Source organism: Vibrio sp. PBL-C16 (assembly GCF_034321865.1).
Lineage (GTDB): Bacteria > Pseudomonadota > Gammaproteobacteria > Enterobacterales > Vibrionaceae > Vibrio > Vibrio alginolyticus.
In genome coordinates this window covers 2,654,976-2,677,562 of record NZ_JAXLNY010000002.1, presented here as the reverse complement: position 1 = coordinate 2,677,562, position 22,587 = coordinate 2,654,976, and the positions used below count along the sequence as shown (strand labels likewise).

General features: G+C 45.4%; 22 protein-coding genes and 1 other RNA gene. 17 read left to right on the top strand and 6 right to left on the bottom strand.

The features are described from left to right. Positions 1 to 17 precede the first annotated feature (17 nt). Together UQW94_RS20500 and zapG are read right to left on the bottom strand one after the other, a co-directional pair. On the bottom strand, positions 18 to 1,385 hold the full coding sequence (locus UQW94_RS20500) for a Do family serine endopeptidase (protein ID WP_025768400.1): 1,368 nt from the start codon (positions 1,383 to 1,385) through the stop codon (positions 18 to 20). A 200-nt stretch (positions 1,386 to 1,585) separates the two neighbouring features. Next, positions 1,586 to 2,029, bottom strand: a complete 444-nt coding sequence (zapG, locus tag UQW94_RS20495; RefSeq protein WP_005379861.1) for a Z-ring associated protein ZapG — start codon at positions 2,027 to 2,029, stop codon at positions 1,586 to 1,588. A gap of 203 nt (positions 2,030 to 2,232) precedes the next feature. On the opposite strand from zapG, the gene zapE reads away from it, so the two are divergent. From zapE to sspB, 8 genes are all read left to right on the top strand, one after another. Further along, entirely contained in the window at positions 2,233 to 3,336 is a 1,104-nt protein-coding gene (zapE, locus tag UQW94_RS20490; RefSeq protein ID WP_005387411.1) for a cell division protein ZapE, read from the top strand. Positions 3,337 to 3,587: 251 nt separating this feature from the next. Next, positions 3,588 to 4,016 (top strand): 50S ribosomal protein L13, encoded by a 429-nt coding sequence (gene rplM / locus UQW94_RS20485; protein WP_005372872.1) that lies wholly within the window; start codon positions 3,588 to 3,590, stop codon positions 4,014 to 4,016. 15 nt (positions 4,017 to 4,031) lie between these two features. Next, positions 4,032 to 4,424 (top strand): 30S ribosomal protein S9, encoded by a 393-nt coding sequence (rpsI, locus tag UQW94_RS20480; RefSeq protein ID WP_005372876.1) that lies wholly within the window; start codon positions 4,032 to 4,034, stop codon positions 4,422 to 4,424. Positions 4,425 to 5,117: 693 nt separating this feature from the next. After that, the gene (gene petA / locus UQW94_RS20475; RefSeq protein ID WP_005372877.1) at positions 5,118 to 5,708 is read left to right on the top strand and encodes a ubiquinol-cytochrome c reductase iron-sulfur subunit; all 591 of its coding nucleotides are present in this window, start codon (positions 5,118 to 5,120) and stop codon (positions 5,706 to 5,708) included. Then, positions 5,708 to 6,973: a cytochrome b gene (locus tag UQW94_RS20470; RefSeq protein ID WP_005372880.1), complete on the top strand. Its 1,266-nt coding sequence runs from the start codon at positions 5,708 to 5,710 to the stop codon at positions 6,971 to 6,973. Before petA ends, UQW94_RS20470 begins: the two co-directional genes overlap by 1 nt. Next, positions 6,970 to 7,707: a cytochrome c1 gene (locus UQW94_RS20465; protein WP_005372881.1), complete on the top strand. Its 738-nt coding sequence runs from the start codon at positions 6,970 to 6,972 to the stop codon at positions 7,705 to 7,707. The genes UQW94_RS20470 and UQW94_RS20465 overlap by 4 nt, the downstream gene beginning before the upstream one ends. 96 nt (positions 7,708 to 7,803) lie before the next feature. Beyond that, the gene (gene sspA, locus UQW94_RS20460; RefSeq protein WP_005372897.1) at positions 7,804 to 8,439 is read left to right on the top strand and encodes a stringent starvation protein SspA; all 636 of its coding nucleotides are present in this window, start codon (positions 7,804 to 7,806) and stop codon (positions 8,437 to 8,439) included. Positions 8,440 to 8,456: 17 nt separating this feature from the next. After that, positions 8,457 to 8,942 carry a ClpXP protease specificity-enhancing factor gene (gene sspB / locus UQW94_RS20455; RefSeq protein ID WP_005387408.1) on the top strand — a complete coding sequence of 162 codons (486 nt, stop codon included), beginning with the start codon at positions 8,457 to 8,459 and terminating at the stop codon, positions 8,940 to 8,942. A 71-nt stretch (positions 8,943 to 9,013) separates the two neighbouring features. Here the strand turns inward: sspB and UQW94_RS20450 are convergent, their stop codons facing one another. From UQW94_RS20450 to UQW94_RS20435, 4 genes are read right to left on the bottom strand one after another with little or no spacing between them, the layout of a single operon-like run. Then, positions 9,014 to 9,682, bottom strand: coding sequence for a BON domain-containing protein (locus tag UQW94_RS20450; RefSeq protein ID WP_213867132.1), 669 nt, complete (start codon positions 9,680 to 9,682; stop codon positions 9,014 to 9,016). Positions 9,683 to 9,703: 21 nt separating this feature from the next. Then, the gene (locus UQW94_RS20445) at positions 9,704 to 10,294 is read right to left on the bottom strand and encodes a phosphoheptose isomerase (protein WP_005372901.1); all 591 of its coding nucleotides are present in this window, start codon (positions 10,292 to 10,294) and stop codon (positions 9,704 to 9,706) included. A gap of 3 nt (positions 10,295 to 10,297) precedes the next feature. After that, positions 10,298 to 10,666 (bottom strand): YraN family protein, encoded by a 369-nt coding sequence (locus tag UQW94_RS20440; RefSeq protein ID WP_005372903.1) that lies wholly within the window; start codon positions 10,664 to 10,666, stop codon positions 10,298 to 10,300. Beyond that, positions 10,653 to 12,464: a penicillin-binding protein activator gene (locus UQW94_RS20435; RefSeq protein WP_213868525.1), complete on the bottom strand. Its 1,812-nt coding sequence runs from the start codon at positions 12,462 to 12,464 to the stop codon at positions 10,653 to 10,655. The genes UQW94_RS20440 and UQW94_RS20435 overlap by 14 nt, the downstream gene beginning before the upstream one ends. 68 nt (positions 12,465 to 12,532) lie before the next feature. Here UQW94_RS20435 and rsmI point away from each other — a divergent pair, with 68 nt between their 5' ends. From rsmI to murD, 9 genes are all read left to right on the top strand, one after another. Further along, positions 12,533 to 13,396: a 16S rRNA (cytidine(1402)-2'-O)-methyltransferase gene (gene rsmI, locus UQW94_RS20430; protein WP_005372907.1), complete on the top strand. Its 864-nt coding sequence runs from the start codon at positions 12,533 to 12,535 to the stop codon at positions 13,394 to 13,396. 167 nt (positions 13,397 to 13,563) lie between these two features. After that, positions 13,564 to 13,994, top strand: an RNA gene (gene rnpB / locus UQW94_RS20425) — RNase P RNA component class A. A 175-nt stretch (positions 13,995 to 14,169) separates the two neighbouring features. Beyond that, entirely contained in the window at positions 14,170 to 15,120 is a 951-nt protein-coding gene (gene rsmH / locus UQW94_RS20420; protein ID WP_005372918.1) for a 16S rRNA (cytosine(1402)-N(4))-methyltransferase RsmH, read from the top strand. 5 nt (positions 15,121 to 15,125) lie between these two features. Beyond that, positions 15,126 to 15,443, top strand: a complete 318-nt coding sequence (gene ftsL / locus UQW94_RS20415) for a cell division protein FtsL (RefSeq protein ID WP_005387405.1) — start codon at positions 15,126 to 15,128, stop codon at positions 15,441 to 15,443. Then, the gene (locus tag UQW94_RS20410) at positions 15,440 to 17,233 is read left to right on the top strand and encodes a penicillin-binding transpeptidase domain-containing protein (RefSeq protein WP_086046525.1); all 1,794 of its coding nucleotides are present in this window, start codon (positions 15,440 to 15,442) and stop codon (positions 17,231 to 17,233) included. Before ftsL ends, UQW94_RS20410 begins: the two co-directional genes overlap by 4 nt. 62 nt (positions 17,234 to 17,295) lie before the next feature. Further along, positions 17,296 to 18,777: a UDP-N-acetylmuramoyl-L-alanyl-D-glutamate--2,6-diaminopimelate ligase gene (gene murE, locus UQW94_RS20405; protein ID WP_322142528.1), complete on the top strand. Its 1,482-nt coding sequence runs from the start codon at positions 17,296 to 17,298 to the stop codon at positions 18,775 to 18,777. Then, a complete protein-coding gene (locus tag UQW94_RS20400; RefSeq protein WP_322142527.1) occupies positions 18,774 to 20,138 on the top strand; it encodes a UDP-N-acetylmuramoyl-tripeptide--D-alanyl-D-alanine ligase in 1,365 nt (454 codons plus the stop codon). The genes murE and UQW94_RS20400 overlap by 4 nt, the downstream gene beginning before the upstream one ends. Then, the gene (gene mraY, locus UQW94_RS20395; protein WP_005372931.1) at positions 20,138 to 21,220 is read left to right on the top strand and encodes a phospho-N-acetylmuramoyl-pentapeptide-transferase; all 1,083 of its coding nucleotides are present in this window, start codon (positions 20,138 to 20,140) and stop codon (positions 21,218 to 21,220) included. Before UQW94_RS20400 ends, mraY begins: the two co-directional genes overlap by 1 nt. Positions 21,221 to 21,259: 39 nt before the next feature. Beyond that, the gene (gene murD / locus UQW94_RS20390) at positions 21,260 to 22,573 is read left to right on the top strand and encodes a UDP-N-acetylmuramoyl-L-alanine--D-glutamate ligase (protein ID WP_053350207.1); all 1,314 of its coding nucleotides are present in this window, start codon (positions 21,260 to 21,262) and stop codon (positions 22,571 to 22,573) included. The last annotated feature ends 14 nt before the right edge of the window (positions 22,574 to 22,587 follow it).

Here is a 22,587-nt window from a genome sequence, read left to right as displayed (position 1 = left end):
TATCACTTTGAAAGTGGTTAACGAATGACAAGGTAAATAGTACGTTCACCACGTTGAATATTAAGAGCCAGTACACCTTTGTGTTTCTCTACGATTGTACGAAGCTCGGCAAGGTTTTTCACTCGTTGACGGTTCACACCGATAATAATGTCACCTTGTTGTAATTGATATTGAGCAGCCGGAGAGTTATCTGCAACGCTCGATACTTTAACACCTTGGATTACATCACTTGGTGTTGTATTGCTTAATTCCGCACCTTTGAGTCCCTCATGTAATGTCTCCGCTTTAGCTTTCATATTCGTAGATTCGCCAAGCGTTACATCAAAGGTTTTATTCTTACCATCTCGAACCACACCTAATGTGATTTCTTTACCTGCGCCCAGTGTTGCCACTTTTGCGCGGAGCTCTGAGAAAGTATTAATCGCTTTGCCGTTCACCGATACAATTACGTCACCGGCTTTTAACCCTGCTTTATCGGCTGCGCTGTCCGGTACGACTTGACCAATAAAGGCCCCTTTACTCGACTCGTAACCCAATGCATCAGCTAGCTCAGAGGTTACTTCGCCACCTTGCACACCCAACATGCCGCGTTTGACTTCACCAAACTCTAGAATTTGATCGGTGAGGTTTTTCATCATGTTTGATGGAATCGCAAAGCCAATACCCACATTACCGCCGTTAGGGCCTAAAATCGCAGTATTAATACCGATCAGCTCACCATTAAGGTTGACCAATGCACCACCAGAGTTACCGCTGTTAATTGCGGCATCGGTTTGGATGAAGTTTTCGAAGTTTTCAACGTTTAAGCCACTACGACCAAGGGCTGAAACAATACCCGAAGTCACAGTTTGACCGAGTCCAAATGGGTTACCAATCGCAACCGTAAAGTCACCGACACGCAGTTTGTCGGAATCCGCGACTTTAATCTGCGTTAAGTTTTTCGCTTTCTCTAATTTAAGTAACGCAACATCGGCCATTTCATCACCGCCAACGAGCGTAGCGTCATACTCGCGCCCGTCAAAGAGGCGAACTCGAATCTCATCTGCCCCCTTGATCACGTGGTAGTTAGTGACAATATGGCCTTTCTTCGCATCAATAATGACACCAGAACCTAAACCTCTGAACGGGCGCTCTCGCCTTTGTTCCATAGGAAAGTCTGGGCCAAAGAAAAATTGAAATTGCTCGGGAATGCGGCTGGTTTGTACTTGTTTACCTTCTACAGCAATACTCACAACAGCTGGGGTCACCTTCTCAAGCATTGGTGCCAAGCTAGGTAACTGTTGGCCATCCACATTCAAAGGTAATGCGGCAGTGGCTTGAACTGGGGCAATAATCGAACCCAAACTCAGAGATAGAACGGTGAGCGCAAGCAGTGGTTTTTTCATCCAATAACTCCTCTTGAAACATGTCTGCCAAAAAGAAATATCCGAACGGTTAGTTCACTTTGTTAATAACTAATATAGGGTCTAGTTCGGACAATCAAAAGGGGAGGCAGTGCACATCCAAGTTAGAGCGAAGGTGAGGTGAAAAAGTTCAAAAAAGGGCCGATGCAAATGTATCGGCCCTAGATAGAAGTAAGAGAGGATTATGATGCTTTTGCGGTTACCGCTTCGGGAGCATTAATGATTTCTTTCTCTTGATCCTTCAAAAGACCGGTGGCGCCATTAGCGTAGTCTTTTGGTTGTTCGTTAAACTCTGGTTGATCTTCTGCAATAGTTTCAGACGACATTGCCGTTTTCTTATCAAACGGGTTGTCTTGTTCTGGTAAGTTTGGCAAAAGCTCAGAAGAGGTCTTGGCCATATGTTGGTATAGCTTGGTGTAATCTTTACCTAGGGTGTCCAACATTTCTGCGGTTTGTGCAAAATGATCGACGAGCTCTTGACGTTGTTGCTCTAATTCAAACTTGGCCGCTTCAAGTTCTTTCTGCACAGACTTTTGTTTCTTGTATTCAGGGGTGGTTAGTCTACTAATGACTACGCCTACGATTGTACCGACCAGCAAACCCACAATGGCATAAATCCAAGGCATAACTGCTCCTTATAGTTGTTTTAACAAGTCTTTTACTACTTAGTTACACGCGGTGCTCGTCCATGTTACTATGGCTTGAACAGCCGATAAAGAAAAATAGCAGTATGTCTTCGGGGACTGATAACTACTTCTCTCTATTCTCAAAGTTGACCCCGAGGTAACCCTTTTCTCTATACCTCTATACCTCTATACGACTTAATACGATGACACCACTACAACAATATCAAAAAGACATAGCAGAACACGGGTTTCAGCGTGATGAAGCTCAGTATCAAGCGGTCGTTGCATTAGACAAGCTTTACCATGCTATCGTTGAATTTCAGTCAGCGCCTGTGCCTCAGCTTTCCAAATGGCAAAAGCTAATGGGGAAAAAAATCGACAAGCCTGAACCACCAAAAGGCCTTTACTTTTGGGGTGGGGTAGGTCGCGGTAAAACCTACCTTATGGACGCATTTTTTGATGCTTTACCGACCCAAAGAAAAATGCGCGTCCACTTCCATCGATTTATGTATCGAGTACATGATGAGTTGAAGCTGTTAGGTGATGTCGAAAATCCTCTATCAAAAGTGGCGGATAAATTTAAAGAAGAAGCAGATGTGGTTTGCTTTGATGAATTTTTTGTTTCCGACATTACTGATGCGATGATCCTTGCAACGCTACTTCAAGAAATGTTCAAGCGGCAGATGATCCTAGTCGCGACTTCAAACATCGAGCCGCAGAACTTATATCGTAACGGTTTGCAAAGAGCGCGCTTTTTGCCCGCGATCGATATGATTTTGGCACGTTGTGAAGTGTTGAATGTCGATAGTGGCGTTGATTATCGCTTAAGAACGTTAGAACAGGCTGAAATATACCATTACCCGCTTGATGAGCAGGCTAGCATAAACCTTAACAAATATTATCAGCAGCTGACTGGAGAGCGTCAGTTTGTTGCTCATCAAATCGAAGTTAACCACCGTCAACTAGCGGTGATTGAAGCAAGCGACGGGGTGCTGCATGCGTCGTTTGCTCAGTTGTGTCAAACTGCTCGCAGTCAAAATGACTACATTGAATTGTCTCGTATTTACCACACTGTATTACTGGCAGATGTTCAACAAATGAACCGAAAAATAGATGATGCGGCGAGACGCTTTATCGCGCTAGTCGATGAGTTTTACGAGCGCAATGTTAAGTTGATTATTTCTGCTGAAGTGCCAATGGCCGACTTATATACTGACGGGCAGTTAGAGTTCGAATTTAAGCGCTGTTTGTCTCGGCTTACTGAGATGCAAAGTCATGAGTATCTCGCGCGTGAACATTTGGCCTAGATCCAATGGGTTCTTAAAAAAGTGAAGAAAAAATTAGTGATTTGGCGCAAAAAAAGGTGATTTTTTCTTCGCTCTTCTCTATAATCCTGCGACCCACCGTTACTGCAGACCTGATTATCGAAGTTATTTCGAAATTGAAGGTCGAGAGTACCAACGACTCGAAGGGGTGATGACTGGGCTCTTAGACAGTGTGGGAGCACTATTGGGTGTTCCTTTAAAGTTTAAAATTTAATTAACGGGTTATTGTTAGCATGAAAACTTTCGTTGCTAAACCAGAAACTGTAAAACGCGACTGGTACGTTGTAGACGCTGAAGGTAAAACTCTTGGCCGTCTAGCAAGTGAAATTGCATCTCGCCTACGTGGCAAACATAAAGCTGAATACACTCCTCACGTTGACACTGGTGATTACATCATCGTTATCAACGCTGAGAAAGTTGCTGTAACTGGTAACAAAGCTAAGAACAAAGTGTACTACCGTCACTCTGAATTCCCAGGTGGTCTAAAATCTATCACTTTTGAAAAGTTGATCGATCGTAAACCTGAGATGGCTCTTGAGCTTGCAGTTAAAGGCATGCTTCCACGTGGTCCTCTAGGCCGTGCTATGTACCGTAAGCTAAAAGTTTACGCGGGCGCTGAGCACAACCATGTTGCTCAACAACCACAAGTACTAGACATCTAATTGGGGATTTCGAAAATGGCAGAGAATCAATACTACGGCACTGGCCGTCGCAAAAGCTCAGCTGCACGTGTTTTCATTAAACCAGGCAGCGGTAACATTGTAGTAAACAAGCGTAACCTTGACGAATACTTCGGTCGTCCAACAGCACGTATGGTTGTACAACAACCTCTAGAGCTAGTTGAACTAACTGAAAAGCTAGACCTTTACGTAACAGTTAAAGGCGGCGGTATTTCTGGTCAAGCTGGTGCTATCCGTCACGGTATCACTCGCGCGCTTATGGAATACGATGAGTCTCTACGTCCTGCTCTACGCGCAGCTGGCTACGTTACTCGTGACGCTCGTTGCGTTGAACGTAAGAAAGTTGGTCTACGTAAAGCACGTCGTCGTCCACAGTTCTCTAAGCGTTAATTTCCTCTTATCGGGAATTATGCTTTCAGAGTTACTCTGGAAACTGTGTACCAAAAGCTCGGCTCTATGCCGGGCTTTTTTGTATTTAAAGACATCATACTTGTCTTCAAGCAACGAACAGCCTTCACTTATCATCACACTCCGAGCAGGCCTTCTTATTCGTCCTCTTCGTCGAAAGGTTGTCAGTGCCGTTTTATATGTGTGCCTTATTTAATCGCGACTCACCACGCTTTCTCTTGCGATGCAGCATAGATGTATTCATCAGCAGGAATGTCTTTGTATCTTATTCTTCCTGTAACATGTTTTAAAATGACTTACGTTCCTTTTTGAGCATTCTGCGTGCTACAAAATTGAAAATATAAACACAGTAAGCTGAACGCGTAATACGAAATATTTCTCTGTGTAATTAACTGAAAACTACCAAGATAAAAGGTTTTATCCGCTTTCAGCGGGGCTTCTATGTGGTGCTTTCTTGTTACAAATCACATCAATTTTTTATAATTCTGCCGCTTTTGTGACGACGCGAGCGATTTGCCTCACAAATGTTACAAAAAGGTAGCTTTATCTTGTCAAAAAGTAGGGTTTTCTTTATCATTTCCCTCCAATAAATAGAACTAAATTCATTATTTGTTAGCCATGCTCTTATAAGCGGAATAATAACGATCCAAAGGGAGCAAATGGGAGAATGTTTGGATGAGCAACGCGCCTTTAAATAACGGTCGCAGGCGTTTTCTAACCGCTACAACGGCAGTTGTTGGTGGGTTAGGGGCAGTCGCCGTCGCCGTGCCTTTTATCAAATCATGGAATCCGAGTGCTAAAGCCAAAGCGGCGGGCGCACCGGTTGAAGTGGATATAAGTAAAATTGAACCAGGTCAGCTGGTTCGTGTTGAGTGGCAGGGAAAACCTGTATGGATTGTTCGCCGCACTCAAAGCGTTCTGGATAACTTAAAATCGATCGGTGATAAGCTTCGCGATCCACAATCTGAAATGGAGCAGCAGCCTGAGTACGCTCAGAATGAGTTTCGTTCGATTAAGGAAGAGTTTTTCGTCGCAGTTGGTTTCTGTACCCACTTAGGTTGTTCACCAACCTATCTACCTGACTCTTTCTCAGAGCAGGTGCAGGGCGTAAGATCTGGCTTCTTCTGTCCTTGTCATGGTTCTAAGTTCGACATGGCTGGTCGAGTGTTCCAAGGAGTACCTGCTCCGTTGAACCTTGTCGTTCCTAAGCACATGTATTTGAGCGATACCAAGCTCATTGTGGGTGTTGATGAGGGAGATGCATAATGCAAGCAATGTTAGATTGGGTTGAAAAGCGTATTCCTGCAATGAATGCTTATAAAAAGCATTTGTCTGAATACCCAATGCCTAAGAACTTCAACTTTTGGTACCTTTTCGGTTCTCTGGCGATGCTGGTTCTTGTTAACCAAATCCTAACGGGTATTTGGCTAACGATGAACTATGTTCCTTCAGGTGACGGTGCATTTGCGTCTATCGAATACATTATGCGTGATGTAGAGTACGGTTGGCTTCTGCGTTACATGCATTCCACTGGCGCGTCAGCGTTTTTCGTTGTTGTGTATCTTCACATGTTCCGTGGTTTGATCTACGGTTCATACCAAAAACCTCGTGAACTATTGTGGATCTTCGGTATGTTGATCTTCCTTGTTCTCATGGCTGAAGCGTTCATGGGTTACCTACTTCCATGGGGTCAGATGTCATACTGGGGTGCGCAGGTAATCATTTCCCTGTTTGGTGCTATTCCTGTTATCGGTGATGACCTAACGCTTTGGATTCGTGGTGACTACATCATCTCTGGTGCAACGCTAAACCGTTTCTTCGCACTACACGTTATTGCCCTGCCTATTGTTTTGCTTCTTCTTGTTGTTCTGCACGTATTGGCGCTGCACGAAGTAGGCTCAAACAACCCGGATGGTATCGAAACTAAGCTGCCAAAAGGCTCAATGGGCGACGATTACAAAACGCAATTCAAGTTCCACGATTACTACACGAAGAAATATGACATCATTGATTCGATTCCTTTCCATCCGTACGGCACGGTTAAGGACTTGGTCGGTGTTGCTGGTTTCTTGTTCTTCTTCTGTTACGTGCTGTTCTTTAACCCAGAAATGGGTGGGTACTTCCTTGAGCCGCCTAACTTTGAAGCTGCAAACCCATTGAAGACACCAGAGCATATTGCTCCGGTATGGTACTTCACGCCGTTCTACGCAATCCTACGTGCGGTTCCAGACAAACTATTAGGTGTTATCCTAATGGGCGCGTCAATTGCAGTGCTGTTTGTTCTACCTTGGTTGGATCGTTGTAAAGTTCGTTCATACCGTTACCGTAGCAAACTTCATCTGTTGAATATTGTACAGTTCACTATCGCCTTTATCGCTCTGGGTATTTTAGGTGCGTTACCTGCGACACCAACGTACACACTACTATCTCAGATCTTTAGCTTGTGTTACTTCATGTTCTTTGTGTTGCTGTTCTTCTACAGCAAAAATGAAGCAACCAAACCATTACCAGAGAGGGTGACATTCAAATGAAGAAGTGGATTGTAATTCTATTTGCTATGTTGCCATCACTAGCGATGGCAGCGGGGGCTAACGTTCCGCTTGATAAAGCGAATGTTGACCTTACGGATAAAGCTTCGCTACAAAACGGCGCGAAGTTGTTCATGAACTACTGTTTTGCTTGTCACTCTACGCAATACCAGCGTTACGAGCGTGTAGCAACAGACTTGGAAATTCCAACAGACTTAATGAAAGAAAACCTGATTTTCAATCCTGAAGCGAAAATCGGTGATCTAATGGTCAATGCTATGCCACCGAAGCAAGCGGCAAACTGGTTTGGTGCTCCACCACCAGATCTTACGTTGGTTGCACGAGTTCGTGGTGCTGATTGGTTATACACTTACTTACGCTCTTTCTATGTTGATCCATCTCGTCCATTCGGCGTGAACAACATCGTCTTCCCGAGTGTTGGTATGCCGCATGTACTTGAAGAGCTACAGGGCATCCCGACGCCGATTTACGATACGAAAATCGTAGATGGCGAAGAAGTACAAGTTGTTGTTGGTACTGAAACCGATGGCACGGGTGAGCTGAGTGAAGGCGAATATGACAAAGCGGTTGGCGATCTCGTTAACTTCTTAGTTTATTCAGGTGACCCAGTGCAGCTTGAGCGTCATGCTTTAGGCTGGTGGGTAATGGGCTTCTTAGTGCTTCTAACCATCGTTGTTGTGATGCTCAAGAAAGAGTATTGGCGCGATGTGCATTAATTGTGCTAAAATACCGTGCTAATTCCCAATTTTAATTGATGTACAATGGAGGCTTAGCCTCCATTGTTTTTATTTGTAAGTGTACTGGAGGGCTCCATGGCTGTAGCTGCCAATAAACGTTCTGTGATGACTCTTTTCTCAAGTGCATCAGATTTGTATAGCCATCAGGTTCGCATTGTACTAGCTGAAAAAGGCGTAAGTGTTGAAGTTGAGCTTGTTGACGAAGCAAACCTTCCTGCTGAGCTTGTTGAGCTAAACCCATATAAATCAGTGCCAACTCTTGTTGACCGTGAGCTAGCTCTTTACGATTCAAAAATCATCATGGAGTACTTGGACGAGCGCTTCCCTCATCCACCTCTAATGCCGGTTTACCCTGTTGCTCGTGGCAACAGCCGCTTGATGATGTACCGTATCGAACGCAACTGGTATTCACTCGCTGAAAAAGTGATGAAAGGTAATGCGGAAGAATCAGAAAAAGCACGCACAAAGCTGCGTAATGATCTTCTGACGTTAGCGCCAATTTTTGCTGAATATGAGTACTTCATGAGCGAAGAATTCAGCTTGATCGATTGTTACCTAGCTCCACTATTGTGGCGTTTGCCTCAACTTGGTATCGATCTTGTTGGCCCTGGTTCAAAAGAAATCAAGGTATACATGAACCGCGTATTTGAACGTGATTCGTTCCTTGCTTCTTTGACTGAAGCTGAACGTGAAATGCGCCTAGTTCGCTAAGCGATTTAAAACACGTTATGGATATTGCAAAAATGACTGCTCGCCGCCCGTATATGCTTCGCGCATTTTACGACTGGTTAGTAGACAATGACTTGACTCCTCACTTGGTTGTGGATGCAACAATGCCAGGGGTGCGTGTCCCGGTTGAATTTATTCAAGATGGTCAAATTATTTTGAATATTGCGCCACGTGCAGTGGGTAATCTTGAGTTAGGTAATGATGCGATTACCTTCCATGCTCGCTTTAGCGGTCGTCCGCACTCAGTGATCGTGCCTGTGTATGCTGTTCAAGCTATTTATGCACGTGAGAATGGTGCTGGTACTATGTTTGAACCAGAAGAAGCGTACACTCACATCGAAGAAGAAGCGATGACCGAGGAAGAATCATCCCCATCGTTCACAACGGTTAGCGATGAGCCTTCTGAGTTAGTTTCTGATTCAGATGCCGAAGAGGACGATGCTCCTCGACCAAAAGGCAAACCAAGCTTAAGAGTGATTAAATAATAAAAAAGCAGCGTTACGCTGCTTTTTTCTTTTTAACTTGTTGAAGATGATTTCAAGCCAGACTTTGGAAATTACTCACTAATCGTAAAGACTTCGACGTTCTCTTCATTTTCTGTGCTTACCTCACTTTCTATTGTCTGTACACCGTCATTCGGTAAGTCCACTTCAACAGGCTCCATTTCGCCGTATTGGAACCCTTTAATGACTTGTTTTACGCCTGAGATATTACGCGCGATTTCTGTCGCTCGATCGCCTTGTTCTGGTGTGACATAACCAAACAGAAAAACATCGCCATCTTCGGTGATCACTTTAACCTTAACACCATTAAGTTCAGAATCAGTAAGCAAAGCTGACTTTACTTTGGTTGTGATCCAGCTGTCATTGCTAATCTGGGTAACAGTGAGTGGCTCTTTTTGTTTGATTTGATTGTGTATGACTTTTACACCACTAACTTCTCTAGCTCTTCGCTCTAAAGCAAGGATAAGGTCTTGTGTCGGAGCTTGTCCCATAAGGACTACAGTCCCATTATATGAACTGGCAACGACACGCACTTCACCTTTAAACGGTGCTTTATTGCCGATCGCCGCAACTTCGAATTCAATGTTATTGTCCTGCCAGATTTGTTTTGTCGTGCGTGTGTCCGTGACAATATTCGCTGTGGTTGCTGCACCTGCGATAAACAAACCTGCGCAACCACTTAAACTCAATGCTGTTAATAAGATAACGAGGCTACGTATCATAATTCTGATTCTCAGTCTTGGTTACTCTTCGTGAGCAGGGAAAAGCACCTGGTCAATAAGATCACAAAGACAATGGAGTGTTACCATATGTACTTCGTGAATACGTGCAGTGCGGTGTGATGGAATACGAATTTCGACGTCGTTCTCACCGAGCAGTCCTGCCATCTCTCCGCCATCTTTTCCTGTTAGCGCGATAATCGTCATGTCTCGAGTTACGGCTGCTTCCATCGCTTTGATAATATTTTTACTGTTACCGCTAGTTGACATGGCAAGCAAAATGTCGCCTGGTTGACCAAACGCTCGTACCTGTTTTGAGAAGATTTCCTGGTAGTGGTAATCGTTGGCCACTGCGGTTAGGGTGGTATTATCGGCGGTTAAGGCCATTGCTGGTAGGCTAGGACGCTCAGTTTCAAAACGGTTTAAAAGACAAGAAACAAATTGTTGAGCGTTTGAAGCACTGCCGCCATTACCACAACATAAAATTTTATTGCCATTAAGCAGGCTCGACACCATCGCTTGAGCTGCATGAGTAATGGCATCAGGCAGCGCCTCTGCTGCTGCGATTTGAATTTGAATACTTTCTGTAAAGCTGTCTTTAATGCTATCTAGCATCGCTTATCCTTCAGAGATTGCGTTTTCTATCCAGTTGATATCTCGCCCATTATCATGAATGGCGATGACATCAAATCGATAATCGATATTGTGTTTTAAGCGCTTTTGTTGGCTAAGCCAAACTTGTGCGGTTTTGACTAGCTTGCGCATTTTAGCGTGCGTCACCATTTCTGCTGCCGAGCCAAAGTGATTGTTCTTACGGTATTTGACTTCAACAAACACAATAGTTTCACCTTGTTGGAAGATTAAATCAATCTCACCGACCTTAGTCAGAAAATTTTGTTCAATAAAGTTTAAGCCCTGGCGTTGTAAATACTGCTTCGCCAGAGCTTCATATTGATTTCCGATTTGGCGCTTACTAAAGAGCCCCACGCTCAGCCCAGCTTAGCTCACGCTGTACAACACAATTATTGTCGATACTTAAAATACCGGTTTGGCCGCCAACTGAGTAGCCCGGAACGACCTTCATTTGTGGCAGCTCCCCAATCAATTTATACGCATCCATACCCAGTGCTTTCAAACGTTTTTCCATGTTAGATTGCTCTGACCACAGCTCGTTCATTTCAGCGGTCACGCTAGGGTCTGGGTCAATCAGTAATGGGATATCGCTGTAGATGATGCCTGTTAGATCTTCGTAAGTCGCGCCGCCACTGTTGCTACGCGAGCTAGAGAAAATTTGTGGTGCTTTGGCGTCTGGGTTAATCGCTACCTCAATAAACGGCTTGATCAAAGTCAGTTCCGTGCTTCTAGCAACAATATAAACCGCATCGACATCACGACGGCTACGTGGCTGTGTTTCAAGCTTGATACGCATTAGTGATTGCATCTGAGCAATACGTTGTTTGCTTTCTTGCAGACCAAATACTTCATTGATGTCTTTTTGAAGTTGGCGCTTGTCGCCAAAATAACTTGCTGCGACTTTATTAGAGCTGTACTTGCGCCATTCTTTGTTGAACGCTTCAGTTACACGCTCACCAAAGCTGCCCTTTGGTGCCAGAATCAGAGGGAAGTTATAGCCTTCGCTGAACAAGTGTTTCGCTGCCTGTGCGGCTTCTTGTTCTGGTGATAATGCCAAGTAGCAAATATTGCTATCTGGTTGCACATCTTCGGGAATATTTAGCGCAAGGGCTGGAATCGTAGGACCATTTTCTGAGCCATCCATGGTTGTGTGCAATAGCTCAACGTTCTCTTTTTCTAGAGGACCAACAACAAAATCGATGTTTTCATTGATCAAACGTTGTTTAATTTGGTCGGCGTTATACGCATTAGTGTCTATTACCGTGAGGGTAGCGCTTGGATCACGGTTACGATCATTCATCATCGCAAACACAAAACCATCACGAATTAATTGCGCTTGTGGCGAGAATTTACCAGTAAGCGGCAGTAACAAAGCGGTGTTGTTTGGTTTAACGATGTCTAGAGAGAGAATGTTTTGAATCTCTTCTGGTGTGTAGATAGCGGCTGGGTGAGATGGGTTCTCGTTTAACCAGCGTTCTAGGGTATTTTTTAGTTGGGATAAGTTGCCCGACAGCGTTTTCGCATAAATAGCGAGTTGTAGCCAACCATCCAAAACATCTTCATTTGGCTCTGTTTCTAATGAGGTCAGTTCGTACTCGGAGTAGCTGCCAAAGTTCATCCAAATACGGCTAGAAGTCTCTCTCTGCTCCGCGGACGATGCATATTGGCCAAATGCAACCAGTTGGCGGTTTGCCTCAAACGCTTGGTTAAGACCTTGATAAGCGTCGGCACGCATCAAGTAATAGTCTTTCCATTGCTCATTTGGCAACTTCCACCAAGGTTTAAAATTCAACAATTGCAGCAACTGAGAGTAATTACCCTGTTTTTGCTGTATGGTCGCACGCGCTAGTTGCCACTCTGCTTGCTGAACTTCGGTTAACTGTTGACGAGCCAGGCGCTTGATCAACATTTCTGCTTGATCAAACTGGTTTGCTTGAATCGCGGCTTTGGTTGCCATGATCAACCAGTCATTTTGTAAACTGCCTTCCGTGCTATCAGCTTGGATCATATAGTTCTGAACAGACTGAGTAGGCTCAAGTGTTACATCAACGCCATCAGGCTGTCTTGGACCTGAAGAACAGGCGGCGAGCGTAATTGCTAGTGCAACAGGAGTAAGTATGCGTGGTACACTGAGTCTCTTATGGTTAATCATTGCCGTGAGTTCTCTATAATTTTGTACAAAATTGTCTCTATATTAATCGTTGAAGTGATGGTAAACAAATGACAGATAAAAATAAGTTGCCGAATGAGGGGCCAACTCTCTATATCGTACCGACTCCAATCGGAAATTTAGCGGATATCACCCAACGTGCTATCGAAATTCTGTCGACTGTGGACATCATTGCCGCTGAGGATACTCGACATACGGGCAAATTACTGTCTCACTTCAATATTCAAACCAAAACTTTTGCTCTACACGACCACAATGAGCAGCAAAAAGCACAAGTTTTGGTAGAAAAGCTGCTTTCCGGTCAGTCGATCGCATTAGTTTCTGACGCTGGTACGCCACTTATCAGCGACCCAGGATACCATTTGGTGACAAAATGTCGTCAAGCGGGCGTTAGAGTTGTGCCTCTTCCAGGTGCTTGTGCGGTCATTACGGCGTTAAGTGCCTCTGGCTTGCCATCGGATCGCTTTAGCTTCGAAGGTTTTTTACCACCGAAAAGCAAAGGTCGTAAGGATAAATTCCTAGAGATTGCTTCGGTAGAGCGTACGTGTATTTTTTACGAGTCACCGCACCGTATTTTAGACTCTCTACAAGACATGTTAGACGTTCTTGGCCCAGATAGAGAAGTTGTGTTGGCAAGAGAGCTAACAAAAACCTTTGAAACCATTCAAGGCATGCCGTTAGGTGAGCTGATTGAATGGGTGAAAAGTGACGATAATCAACAGCGTGGTGAAATGGTATTGTTGGTACATGGCCATCGTGAAACAACAGACGACTCACTACCTGAAGATGCTTTACGCACGTTAGGGATTTTGACCAAAGAGCTGCCTTTGAAAAAAGCAGCTGCTTTGGTGGCAGAAATACATAACTTGAAGAAGAATGCGCTATATAAATGGGGCTTAGAAAACTTAGACTAAGTGCCGCTAGCGAGATAAATGGTCAATGAGGGCTGATGTTTAGGCATCGGCCTTTTTATTATCTATTTTTGGCACCTTGACTAAAAAGTCATCACTTAGTGCATTCATTTCATCATATCTGTGATCTAACTAGACTCTGAAGTGAGAACTCTATACAATCCGCCCTCGGAGCTGACTGGGTAGTCGCTGCTTTGTTGATGTCCTTCGGGAGACTGACGTCGAAGTCCCTTTGGGAGACTGGCGTTGACGTCCTTCGGGAGACTGACAAAGGGGAGGAAAGTCCGGGCTTCATAGAGCAAGGTGCCAGGTAACGCCTGGGGGGCGCAAGCCTACGACAAGTGCAGCAGAGAGAAGACCGCCGATGGCCTGTAAGGGTACAGGTAAGGGTGAAAGGGTGCGGTAAGAGCGCACCGGACGACTAGCAATAGTTCGTAGCAGGGTAAACTCCACCTGAAGCAAGACCAAATAGGCCTCCACATTGCGTTGCTCGCGTAAGGAGGCGGGTAGGTTGCTCGAGCCAGTGAGTGATTGCTGGCCTAGACGAATGGCTACCGCCGCGCAAGCGGAACAGAACCCGGCTTATGTGTCGGCTCCACCTATTCGAGACCCATCTCTACTTCGGTAGTGATGGGTTTTTTGCATTTAATTGACGCAAACTATGTCATTACCAATAAACTTGGCGTAAATCACGTCTAACTTTAGACTTGTGGTGGCGATGATGTAGGAAATCAGTACACTAAAGAATCGCTTCAAGATCATTCAACGAGAAAGCTATGACCGAAACCTTCCAACATATTTCCGTGTTATTAAATGAATCCATTGATGGCTTAGCTATCAAACCAGACGGCGTCTATATTGATGGAACATTTGGCCGTGGCGGTCACAGCCGGACAATTCTATCTAAACTCGGTGAAAATGGCCGACTGTACAGTATCGACCGTGACCCTCAAGCGATCGCTGAGGCAGGCAAAATCAATGACCCTCGCTTCACCATTATTCATGGTCCATTTTCTGGTATTGCTGAGTATGCTGAAGAGTATGGGCTAGTTGGAAAAGTGGATGGTGTTCTGCTGGATTTAGGCGTTTCTTCTCCTCAGTTAGACGACGCAGAGCGTGGCTTTAGCTTTATGAAAGACGGTCCGCTAGATATGCGTATGGACCCGACATCAGGTGTTCCAGTATCTCAATGGTTGATGGAAGCAGACCTCGATGATATCACTTGGGTCATTCGCGAGTTTGGGGAAGATAAACATGCGCGCCGTATTGCAAAAGCGATTGTTGCCTACCGTGAAGACGAAGAAAATGAGCCAATGGTTCGCACTGGTCAGCTGGCAAAATTGATTTCAGATGCCGCACCGAAAAGTTTTAAAGAGAAAAAACACCCTGCGACTCGTGCTTTCCAGGCTTTTCGTATTTACATCAACAGTGAGTTAGAAGAAATTGATACGGCACTTAAAGGCGCGGCGAGCATTCTGGCTCCTGAAGGCCGTTTATCTGTGATTAGCTTCCACTCTCTGGAAGATCGTATGGTCAAACGTTTTATCCGTAAAGAGAGCAAAGGGCCTGAAGTGCCACACGGTATTCCAATGACGGAAGAGCAAATTCGTGCTCTTGGTAGTGCGAATATGAAAGCGGTGAGCAAAGCGATCAAGCCAAGCAAACAAGAAATTGAAATGAACCCTCGCTCGCGCAGCTCTGTGTTAAGAATTGCGGAAAAGCTTTAATTATTATGACGAAACCCACTCCTAATCTTGCTAAGTTGATTGCAACAGATCTCCTCACTGTTGGTCGCTGGCCATTACTGTTGTTGCTATTGATCGTGGCATCGGCAATGGGAGTGGTATTTGCTACCCATCATGCGCGTCAAGCGATTACCGAGAAAGACCATACGTTGGTTGAACGAGAACGGTTAGATAGCGAATGGCGTAACTTAATGTTGGAAGAAACTGCCCTCGCGGAACACAGTCGTGTTCAAGACCTTGCCAAAAAAGAACTTGAAATGAAACGACCTGATGGCGATAAAGAAGTGGTTGTCACGCTCAAATGATTAGAAAAAAATCCAACACGAAACAAGCCAATAAGCGTAAACCTGTAGCAAAAGAGAAAGCGGCTACGGGGGATAAGAAAACCGATAACAAAGCAGTGAAAGTGGCGGTCGAAGAATCTTTCTTGATTCGTTGGCGCTTCCATCTATTACTGTTTTTTGTTTTTTGTGCATTTGCCCTTTTGGTGGCACGCGTAGCCTACATCCAAATCATTGAGCCAGATAACCTGATTAAACAAGGTGACCTACGTTCGGTTCGTGTTAAATCCATTCCTTCTGCTCGCGGTATTATTTCGGATCGAAATGGTGAGCCGCTTGCTGTCAGTGTACCGGTTGAGGCGGTTTGGGCAGATCCTGCCACGATATTTAAAGAAAACGCGTTAAGCCAGACCAAAAGTTGGCATGCATTAGCGGATGTTCTTGGTATTGACCGACAAGGGTTAATAGACAAAATCAAGCGCAATGAAAAACGCCGCTTTATCTACTTGCAGCGCCAGGTCAGTCCGGCCATGGCGAACTATATTCGTGAGCTAAAGCTGCCAGGTGTTGGCCTTAAGTCGGAATCTCGTCGTTATTATCCTGCAGGTGAGGTTAGTGCTCACTTAGTCGGTGTAACAGGCATTGACGGACATGGCCTAGAAGGTGTGGAGCGTAGCTACGATGAGTGGCTCACTGGCGCAGCGGGTAAGAAAACTATTCGTAAAGACCGTTATGGTCGTGTTGTGGAAAACATTGCTTGGCAAGACAAGCAAGAAGGTAAATCACTTCAGTTAACCATCGATCAGCGCCTACAGGCGATTGCGTATCGTGCGATTAAGCAAGCCGTTGCGGACCACCGCGCCACTTCAGGTTCCGTTGTCATGTTGGATGTAAAAACGGGCGCCGTATTGGCCATGGTTAATGCTCCTTCTTACAACCCTAACAATCGTAGCGATTGGCAAAGCTATCAAATGCGTAACCGAGTGATCACGGACTCAATGGAGCCTGGTTCGACCATTAAGCCTTTCGTTATTTTAGCCGCCTTAGAAAATGGGATAGCCGATAAAGATACCATCGTAGATACCGGTAATGGTGTCCTACGTTTAGGTGGTAGTCGAGTCAGAGATGTCTCTCGCGTAGGCAAGGCGAGCTTGACCACGATCCTTAAAAAGTCGAGTAATATCGGTGTGACGAAGCTAGCAATGCAAATGCCGGTAGAGGCGCTTCTTGGGCTGTACAGTTCAGTGGGTTTTGGTGAGCTTTCTGGCCTAAACCTAGTTGGGGAAGTGACGGGTATTTTTCCTACACGAACTCGTTGGTCGCCAATCGAGCGCGCCACGATTGCGTTTGGTTATGGTCTATCAATTACACCAATCCAGCTAGCCCATGCTTATGCGACGCTTGGAAACCTTGGCAAATACGAGCCTATTCATATTATCGAAAGCAATGATCATGACATGTCACGTCAAGTGGTGAGTGCGAAGTATGCGCGTCAAGTATTAGACATGTTGGAAACCGTAACTCAAAAAGGGGGCTCGGCTCGCAGAGCGGCAGTTCCTGGTTATCGAGTGGGAGCGAAAACGGGTACATCACGTAAAGCTTCTGCCGGTGGGTACAGCGACGAGTACATCACCTACACGGCTGGGCTTGCTCCGGTTAGCGATCCGCGAATTGCTTTAGTAGTGATCGTAAACGAGCCTCAAGGTGATGACTACTATGGTGGTTCGGTAGCGTCTCCTGTTTTCTCTGAAATCATGAAAGGCGCGCTACAAATACTCAATGTTGCACCTGACGAAAACAAATTCCAACAGTAAGCCCTGTGGTTTACTGAGCAAACAAAATTAAGAAAACCTGAGCCAAAGCTCGGAGAACAAATATGACTAAAGCCATCAGTATGGACGTGCTGCTTTCCCCTTGGGTGGATTGCCCTAGCTTATCGTCCGTTCTTGTTTCTGAATTGGAGCTCGACAGCCGAAGAGTTCAACCTGGAACCACGTTTGTAGCAGTGATTGGCCATGTTGTGGATGCGCGTAAATTCATTGCCTCTGCAATTGAGCAAGGTGCAAATGCAGCCCTGGCGCAAGCCTGCGATGTCAAAACACATGGTACGGTGGAAATCATTGATGATGTTCCCGTCATTTACATTGATAGGTTGGACCAACGTTTATCCGCAATTGCTGGAAAGCTCTATGCTTACCCTGATATGGATTTGATTGGTGTCACCGGCACCAACGGCAAAACCACCATTACCCAGTTAATAGCGCAATGGCTAGAACTGCTTGACGATAAAGCGGCGGTAATGGGAACAACAGGAAATGGCTTCCTCAATAACTTGCAACAAGCTGCGAATACAACGGGGAATGCCGTTGAAATTCAGAAAACGCTCTCCTCTCTCGCAAATCAACAAGCCACATACACCGCGCTAGAAGTATCTTCCCATGGCCTGACGCAAGGTCGTGTCAAAGCACTATCATTTGCGGCGGGCGTGTTTACTAACTTAAGTCGTGACCATCTTGATTATCATGGCACGATGGAAGAGTATGCCAATGCAAAGCTTGGGTTGTTCACGCAACACCAATGTAAACGTGCCATTATCAATGTTGATGATGAAGTAGGTCATCAATGGGCGTCGCAGTTAAGTAATGCGATCGCTATTTCGCTCAAGCCGAACACTGAATTTGAAAGCGCAATTTGGGCGACGGAAGTTAGTTACGCGGAGTCAGGGATTACTATTAAGTTCGATGGTAAATTTGGCTCAGGTGAATTGCACGCGCCTTTGATTGGTGAGTTTAATGCAACCAACTTAATGCTCGCTTTTGCGACCTTATTAAGCTTAGGTATAGAGAAACAAGCGTTACTCGAAACCGCAGGTCAACTGCAACCTGTACTCGGCCGAATGGAGTTATTCCAAACTGAGGATCGTGCCAAAGTCGTGGTCGATTATGCCCACACTCCTGATGCTTTAGAAAAAGCGCTGCAAGCTTTACGAGTTCATTGTGAAGGCCAGCTGTGGGCTATTTTTGGCTGCGGTGGCGATCGCGATGCAGGTAAGCGCCCAATGATGGCGGAAATTGCAGAGCGTCTAGGCGACAGAGTGGTGTTGACTGACGATAACCCACGCAGCGAAGATCCGGTTCAGATTGTGAAAGACATGTTAGCTGGGCTGTCAAAACCTGCTGAAGCGATTGTTCAGCATGACCGCTTCAAAGCACTGTCTTATGCCATTGAAAATGCTTCGCCAAACGACATTATCTTGTTAGCAGGGAAGGGCCACGAAGATTATCAGATTCGTAATGGCGAAACGATTCATTACTCCGACCGCGAGTCCGCAATGCAACTTTTAGGATTGAACTCATGATCAAAGTAACGTTATCTCAAATTGCAGACATCACTCGTGGCGAGCGATTCGGCGACGATCTACTTATCGACGCGGTTTCTACTGATACACGAACGATTGATCGTGGGGCTCTATTTGTCGCGTTAGTAGGTGAGCGCTTTGATGCGCACAACTTTTGCCAACAAGCGGTAGATGCAGGTGCCGGTGCTTTACTCGTAGAAAAACGCTTAGATGTGAATGTGCCGCAAATTGTGGTGTCGGATACCAAACTTGCATTGGGTGAGTTTGCTTCTTGGGTGCATCAAGCATGCCAAACACCTACCGTTGCTATCACCGGAAGTTGCGGTAAAACGACCGTAAAAGAAATGGTTGCGAGTATCCTGCAATTGAAAGGCAAAGTGTTATTCACGGCGGGTAACTTCAATAATGATATTGGTGTTCCGTTGACATTATTGCGCTCACAGCAGGATGATGATTATGCCGTGATTGAGCTTGGTGCTAATCATATAGGTGAAATTGCTTACACTACTCAGTTAGTAAAACCAGATATCGCGTTAGTGAACAATGTAGCCGCCGCTCACCTTGAAGGCTTTGGTTCTATCGATGGCGTGAAACAAGCCAAAGGTGAAATTTACCAAGGCCTTTCAGCTGGTGGTATTGCGATTGTTAACCTAGACAGCAATGGTGAAGCCAAGTGGGATGAAGTGTTAGCAGATAAGAAAGTCATTACTTTTTCACAAAGTAATACTGATGCAGACTTCTTCGCTTCTAATATCGTATTGAACGCCGCAGGTGAAGCAAGCTTTGACTTACATATCGCAGCAAGCTCACAAGAAATTGAACTGTCTCTGGGTATTATAGGTCAACACAACGTTGCGAATGCGATCGCTGCTTCTATTATTGCGTTACAAATGGGCGCCACATTAGAAGAGGTTCGTGCTGGCCTTAAACATTTGAACAAAGTGAAAGGTCGCGTCGAGGTTGAAGCGCTGAGCGAAAAGATAAAACTGATTGACGACAGCTACAACGCGAGCGTGCCAGCCATTAAAGCGGCAGTTGATTTATTGGCCGCTTTCCCAGGTCAACGCTGGCTGATTTTAGGTAATATGGCGGAATTGGGCGAGGAAAGTCTTGCACTTCATCGTCAAGTCGGGGAACATGCTGCCCCACAAAAATTTGAACATGTTCTCACATATGGTGCAGACGCCAAGGTGATCAGTGATCTTTGCCAAGGCATTCATTTTGAGACGCACCAAGAGATGATTGAATACATCAAGCAGCATCTAGACCAAGCCGTTCCTGAAAACCATACGATATTGGTGAAAGGAGCGAACGGTGCACGTATGTTTGAAGTCGCTGCTGCTTTGAAGGAGTATTATTAATGATTATTTGGCTTGCCGAGCTGCTACAGCCATACCTGTCTTTTTTCCGATTGTTTGAATACTTGTCTTTTCGAGCAATCCTAAGCGTATTAACCGCTCTAGGTCTGTCATTATGGATGGGACCAATCATGATCAAGCGTTTGCAAATGCTGCAAATTGGTCAGGTAGTGCGTAACGAAGGTCCTGAATCTCACTTTAGTAAGCGTGGTACCCCAACAATGGGCGGTATCATGATCTTAGCGGCCATCTCAATCACGATTTTGCTATGGACAGACTTATCCAACCCTTACGTATGGGCGGTACTGACAGTCTTACTTGGCTACGGTGCGGTCGGATTTGTTGATGATTATCGTAAAGTGGTGCGAAAAAATACCGATGGCTTGATCGCGCGTTGGAAGTACTTCTGGCAGTCGTTGATCGCGTTTGTCGTCGCTTTCGCATTGTATGCTTACGGTAAAGACACAGCAGCAACTCAGCTAGTGGTGCCATTCTTTAAAGACATCATGCCGCAGCTTGGTTTGATGTATATCATTCTGACTTACTTTGTCATTGTAGGTACAAGTAACGCGGTCAACCTGACTGATGGTCTAGACGGTTTGGCAATCATGCCAACGGTTCTTGTTGCAGCAGGCTTCGCGGTTATTGCATGGGCGACCGGTAACGTTAACTTCTCTGAATACCTTCATATACCATACTTACCACATGCTTCTGAGTTAGTTGTCGTATGTACAGCAATCGTAGGTGCAGGCCTTGGTTTCTTGTGGTTTAACACGTACCCAGCACAAGTGTTCATGGGCGATGTGGGCTCACTAGCGCTTGGCGGTGCATTGGGCACCATTGCTGTTCTAGTTCGTCAAGAGTTGGTGTTGGTGATCATGGGTGGCGTATTTGTAATGGAAACGCTATCAGTCATCCTGCAGGTAGGTTCTTACAAATTACGTGGTCAGCGCATTTTCCGTATGGCACCAATTCACCACCACTACGAATTGAAAGGTTGGCCAGAACCTCGCGTAATCGTGCGCTTCTGGATTATTTCTATGGTTCTTGTTCTGATTGGTCTTGCGACATTGAAAGTGCGTTAATCGCGCTTTCCAAGAACAAGATTTACAGTGTGATCAAATATGGAACGTTGGCAAAACATACATAGTGTTGTCGTCGTAGGGCTCGGTATTACCGGGCTCTCTGTCGTTAAACACCTAAGAAAAAATCAGCCACAACTTGTGGTCAAAGTCATTGATACTCGTGTAAACCCTCCAGGTGCAGAGCGCTTGCCGGAAAGTGTTCAACTGCATAGTGGTGGTTGGAATACAGACTGGCTTTCTGACGCGGATCTTATCGTGACCAACCCTGGTATTGCGCTAGCGACACCAGAGATCCAAGCCGTATTAGCAAAAGGTACGGCAGTAGTAGGTGATATCGAGTTATTCGCTTGGGCGGTGCAGAAACCGGTGATTGCGATTACGGGCTCAAACGGTAAGAGCACAGTAACCGACCTCACAGGTGTGATGGCTGAGGCTGCAGGTTTGGATGTTGGCGTTGGTGGTAACATCGGTGTGCCTGCACTGGATTTGTTAGAACAAGACGCAGACCTATATGTACTCGAACTTTCGAGCTTCCAGTTAGAAACGACGTCAAGCTTAAAGCTCAAAGCCGCTGCGTTTCTGAATCTTTCTGAAGATCATATGGATCGTTATCAAGGCATGTCTGACTATCGACAAGCTAAGTTGCGTATTTTTAACCATGCTGCTCTTGCAGTCGTGAACCGTGATGATCAAGAAACCTTCCCAGACGCAGAGATGCCATTGGTGACATTTGGCAGCGACAATCAGGACTTTGGTCTCGAGGTGGATGGCAACCGTACTTGGCTGCTCGATCACGGTCAACGAGTTGTCGCAAGTGATGAGCTTAAGTTGGTTGGTAAGCACAACTTATCTAACGCTCTGGTTGCTTTAGCGCTATTAAAAGCTGCGGACGTAAACTATCACAACGCATTGAATGCACTTAAAAATTACACGGGACTGACACACCGATGCCAGGTGGTTGCGGATAATCAAGGCGTCAAATGGGTGAATGACTCTAAAGCAACTAATATTGCCAGCACTATGGCTGCGCTATCTGGTTTGGAATCGACAGGCAAGCTCTACTTACTCGTTGGTGGTGTTGGCAAAGGTGCTGACTTCTCGCCATTAAAACCGATCTTCGCGACGCTTAACTTGCAACTGTGTTGCTTTGGCGCTGATGGCGATGAATTTATGCCACTGCATGAATCTGCAATACGTTTCGACACTATGGAAGATGTGATTCAACAAGTATCTTCGCAGTTAAAACCAGGTGATATGGTGATGCTGTCTCCTGCATGTGCTAGCTTTGATCAATTCGACAACTTTATGGCAAGAGGTGATGCTTTCGCTGCTCTTGCTCAGAAATATGCATAATTAAAGGTTACACA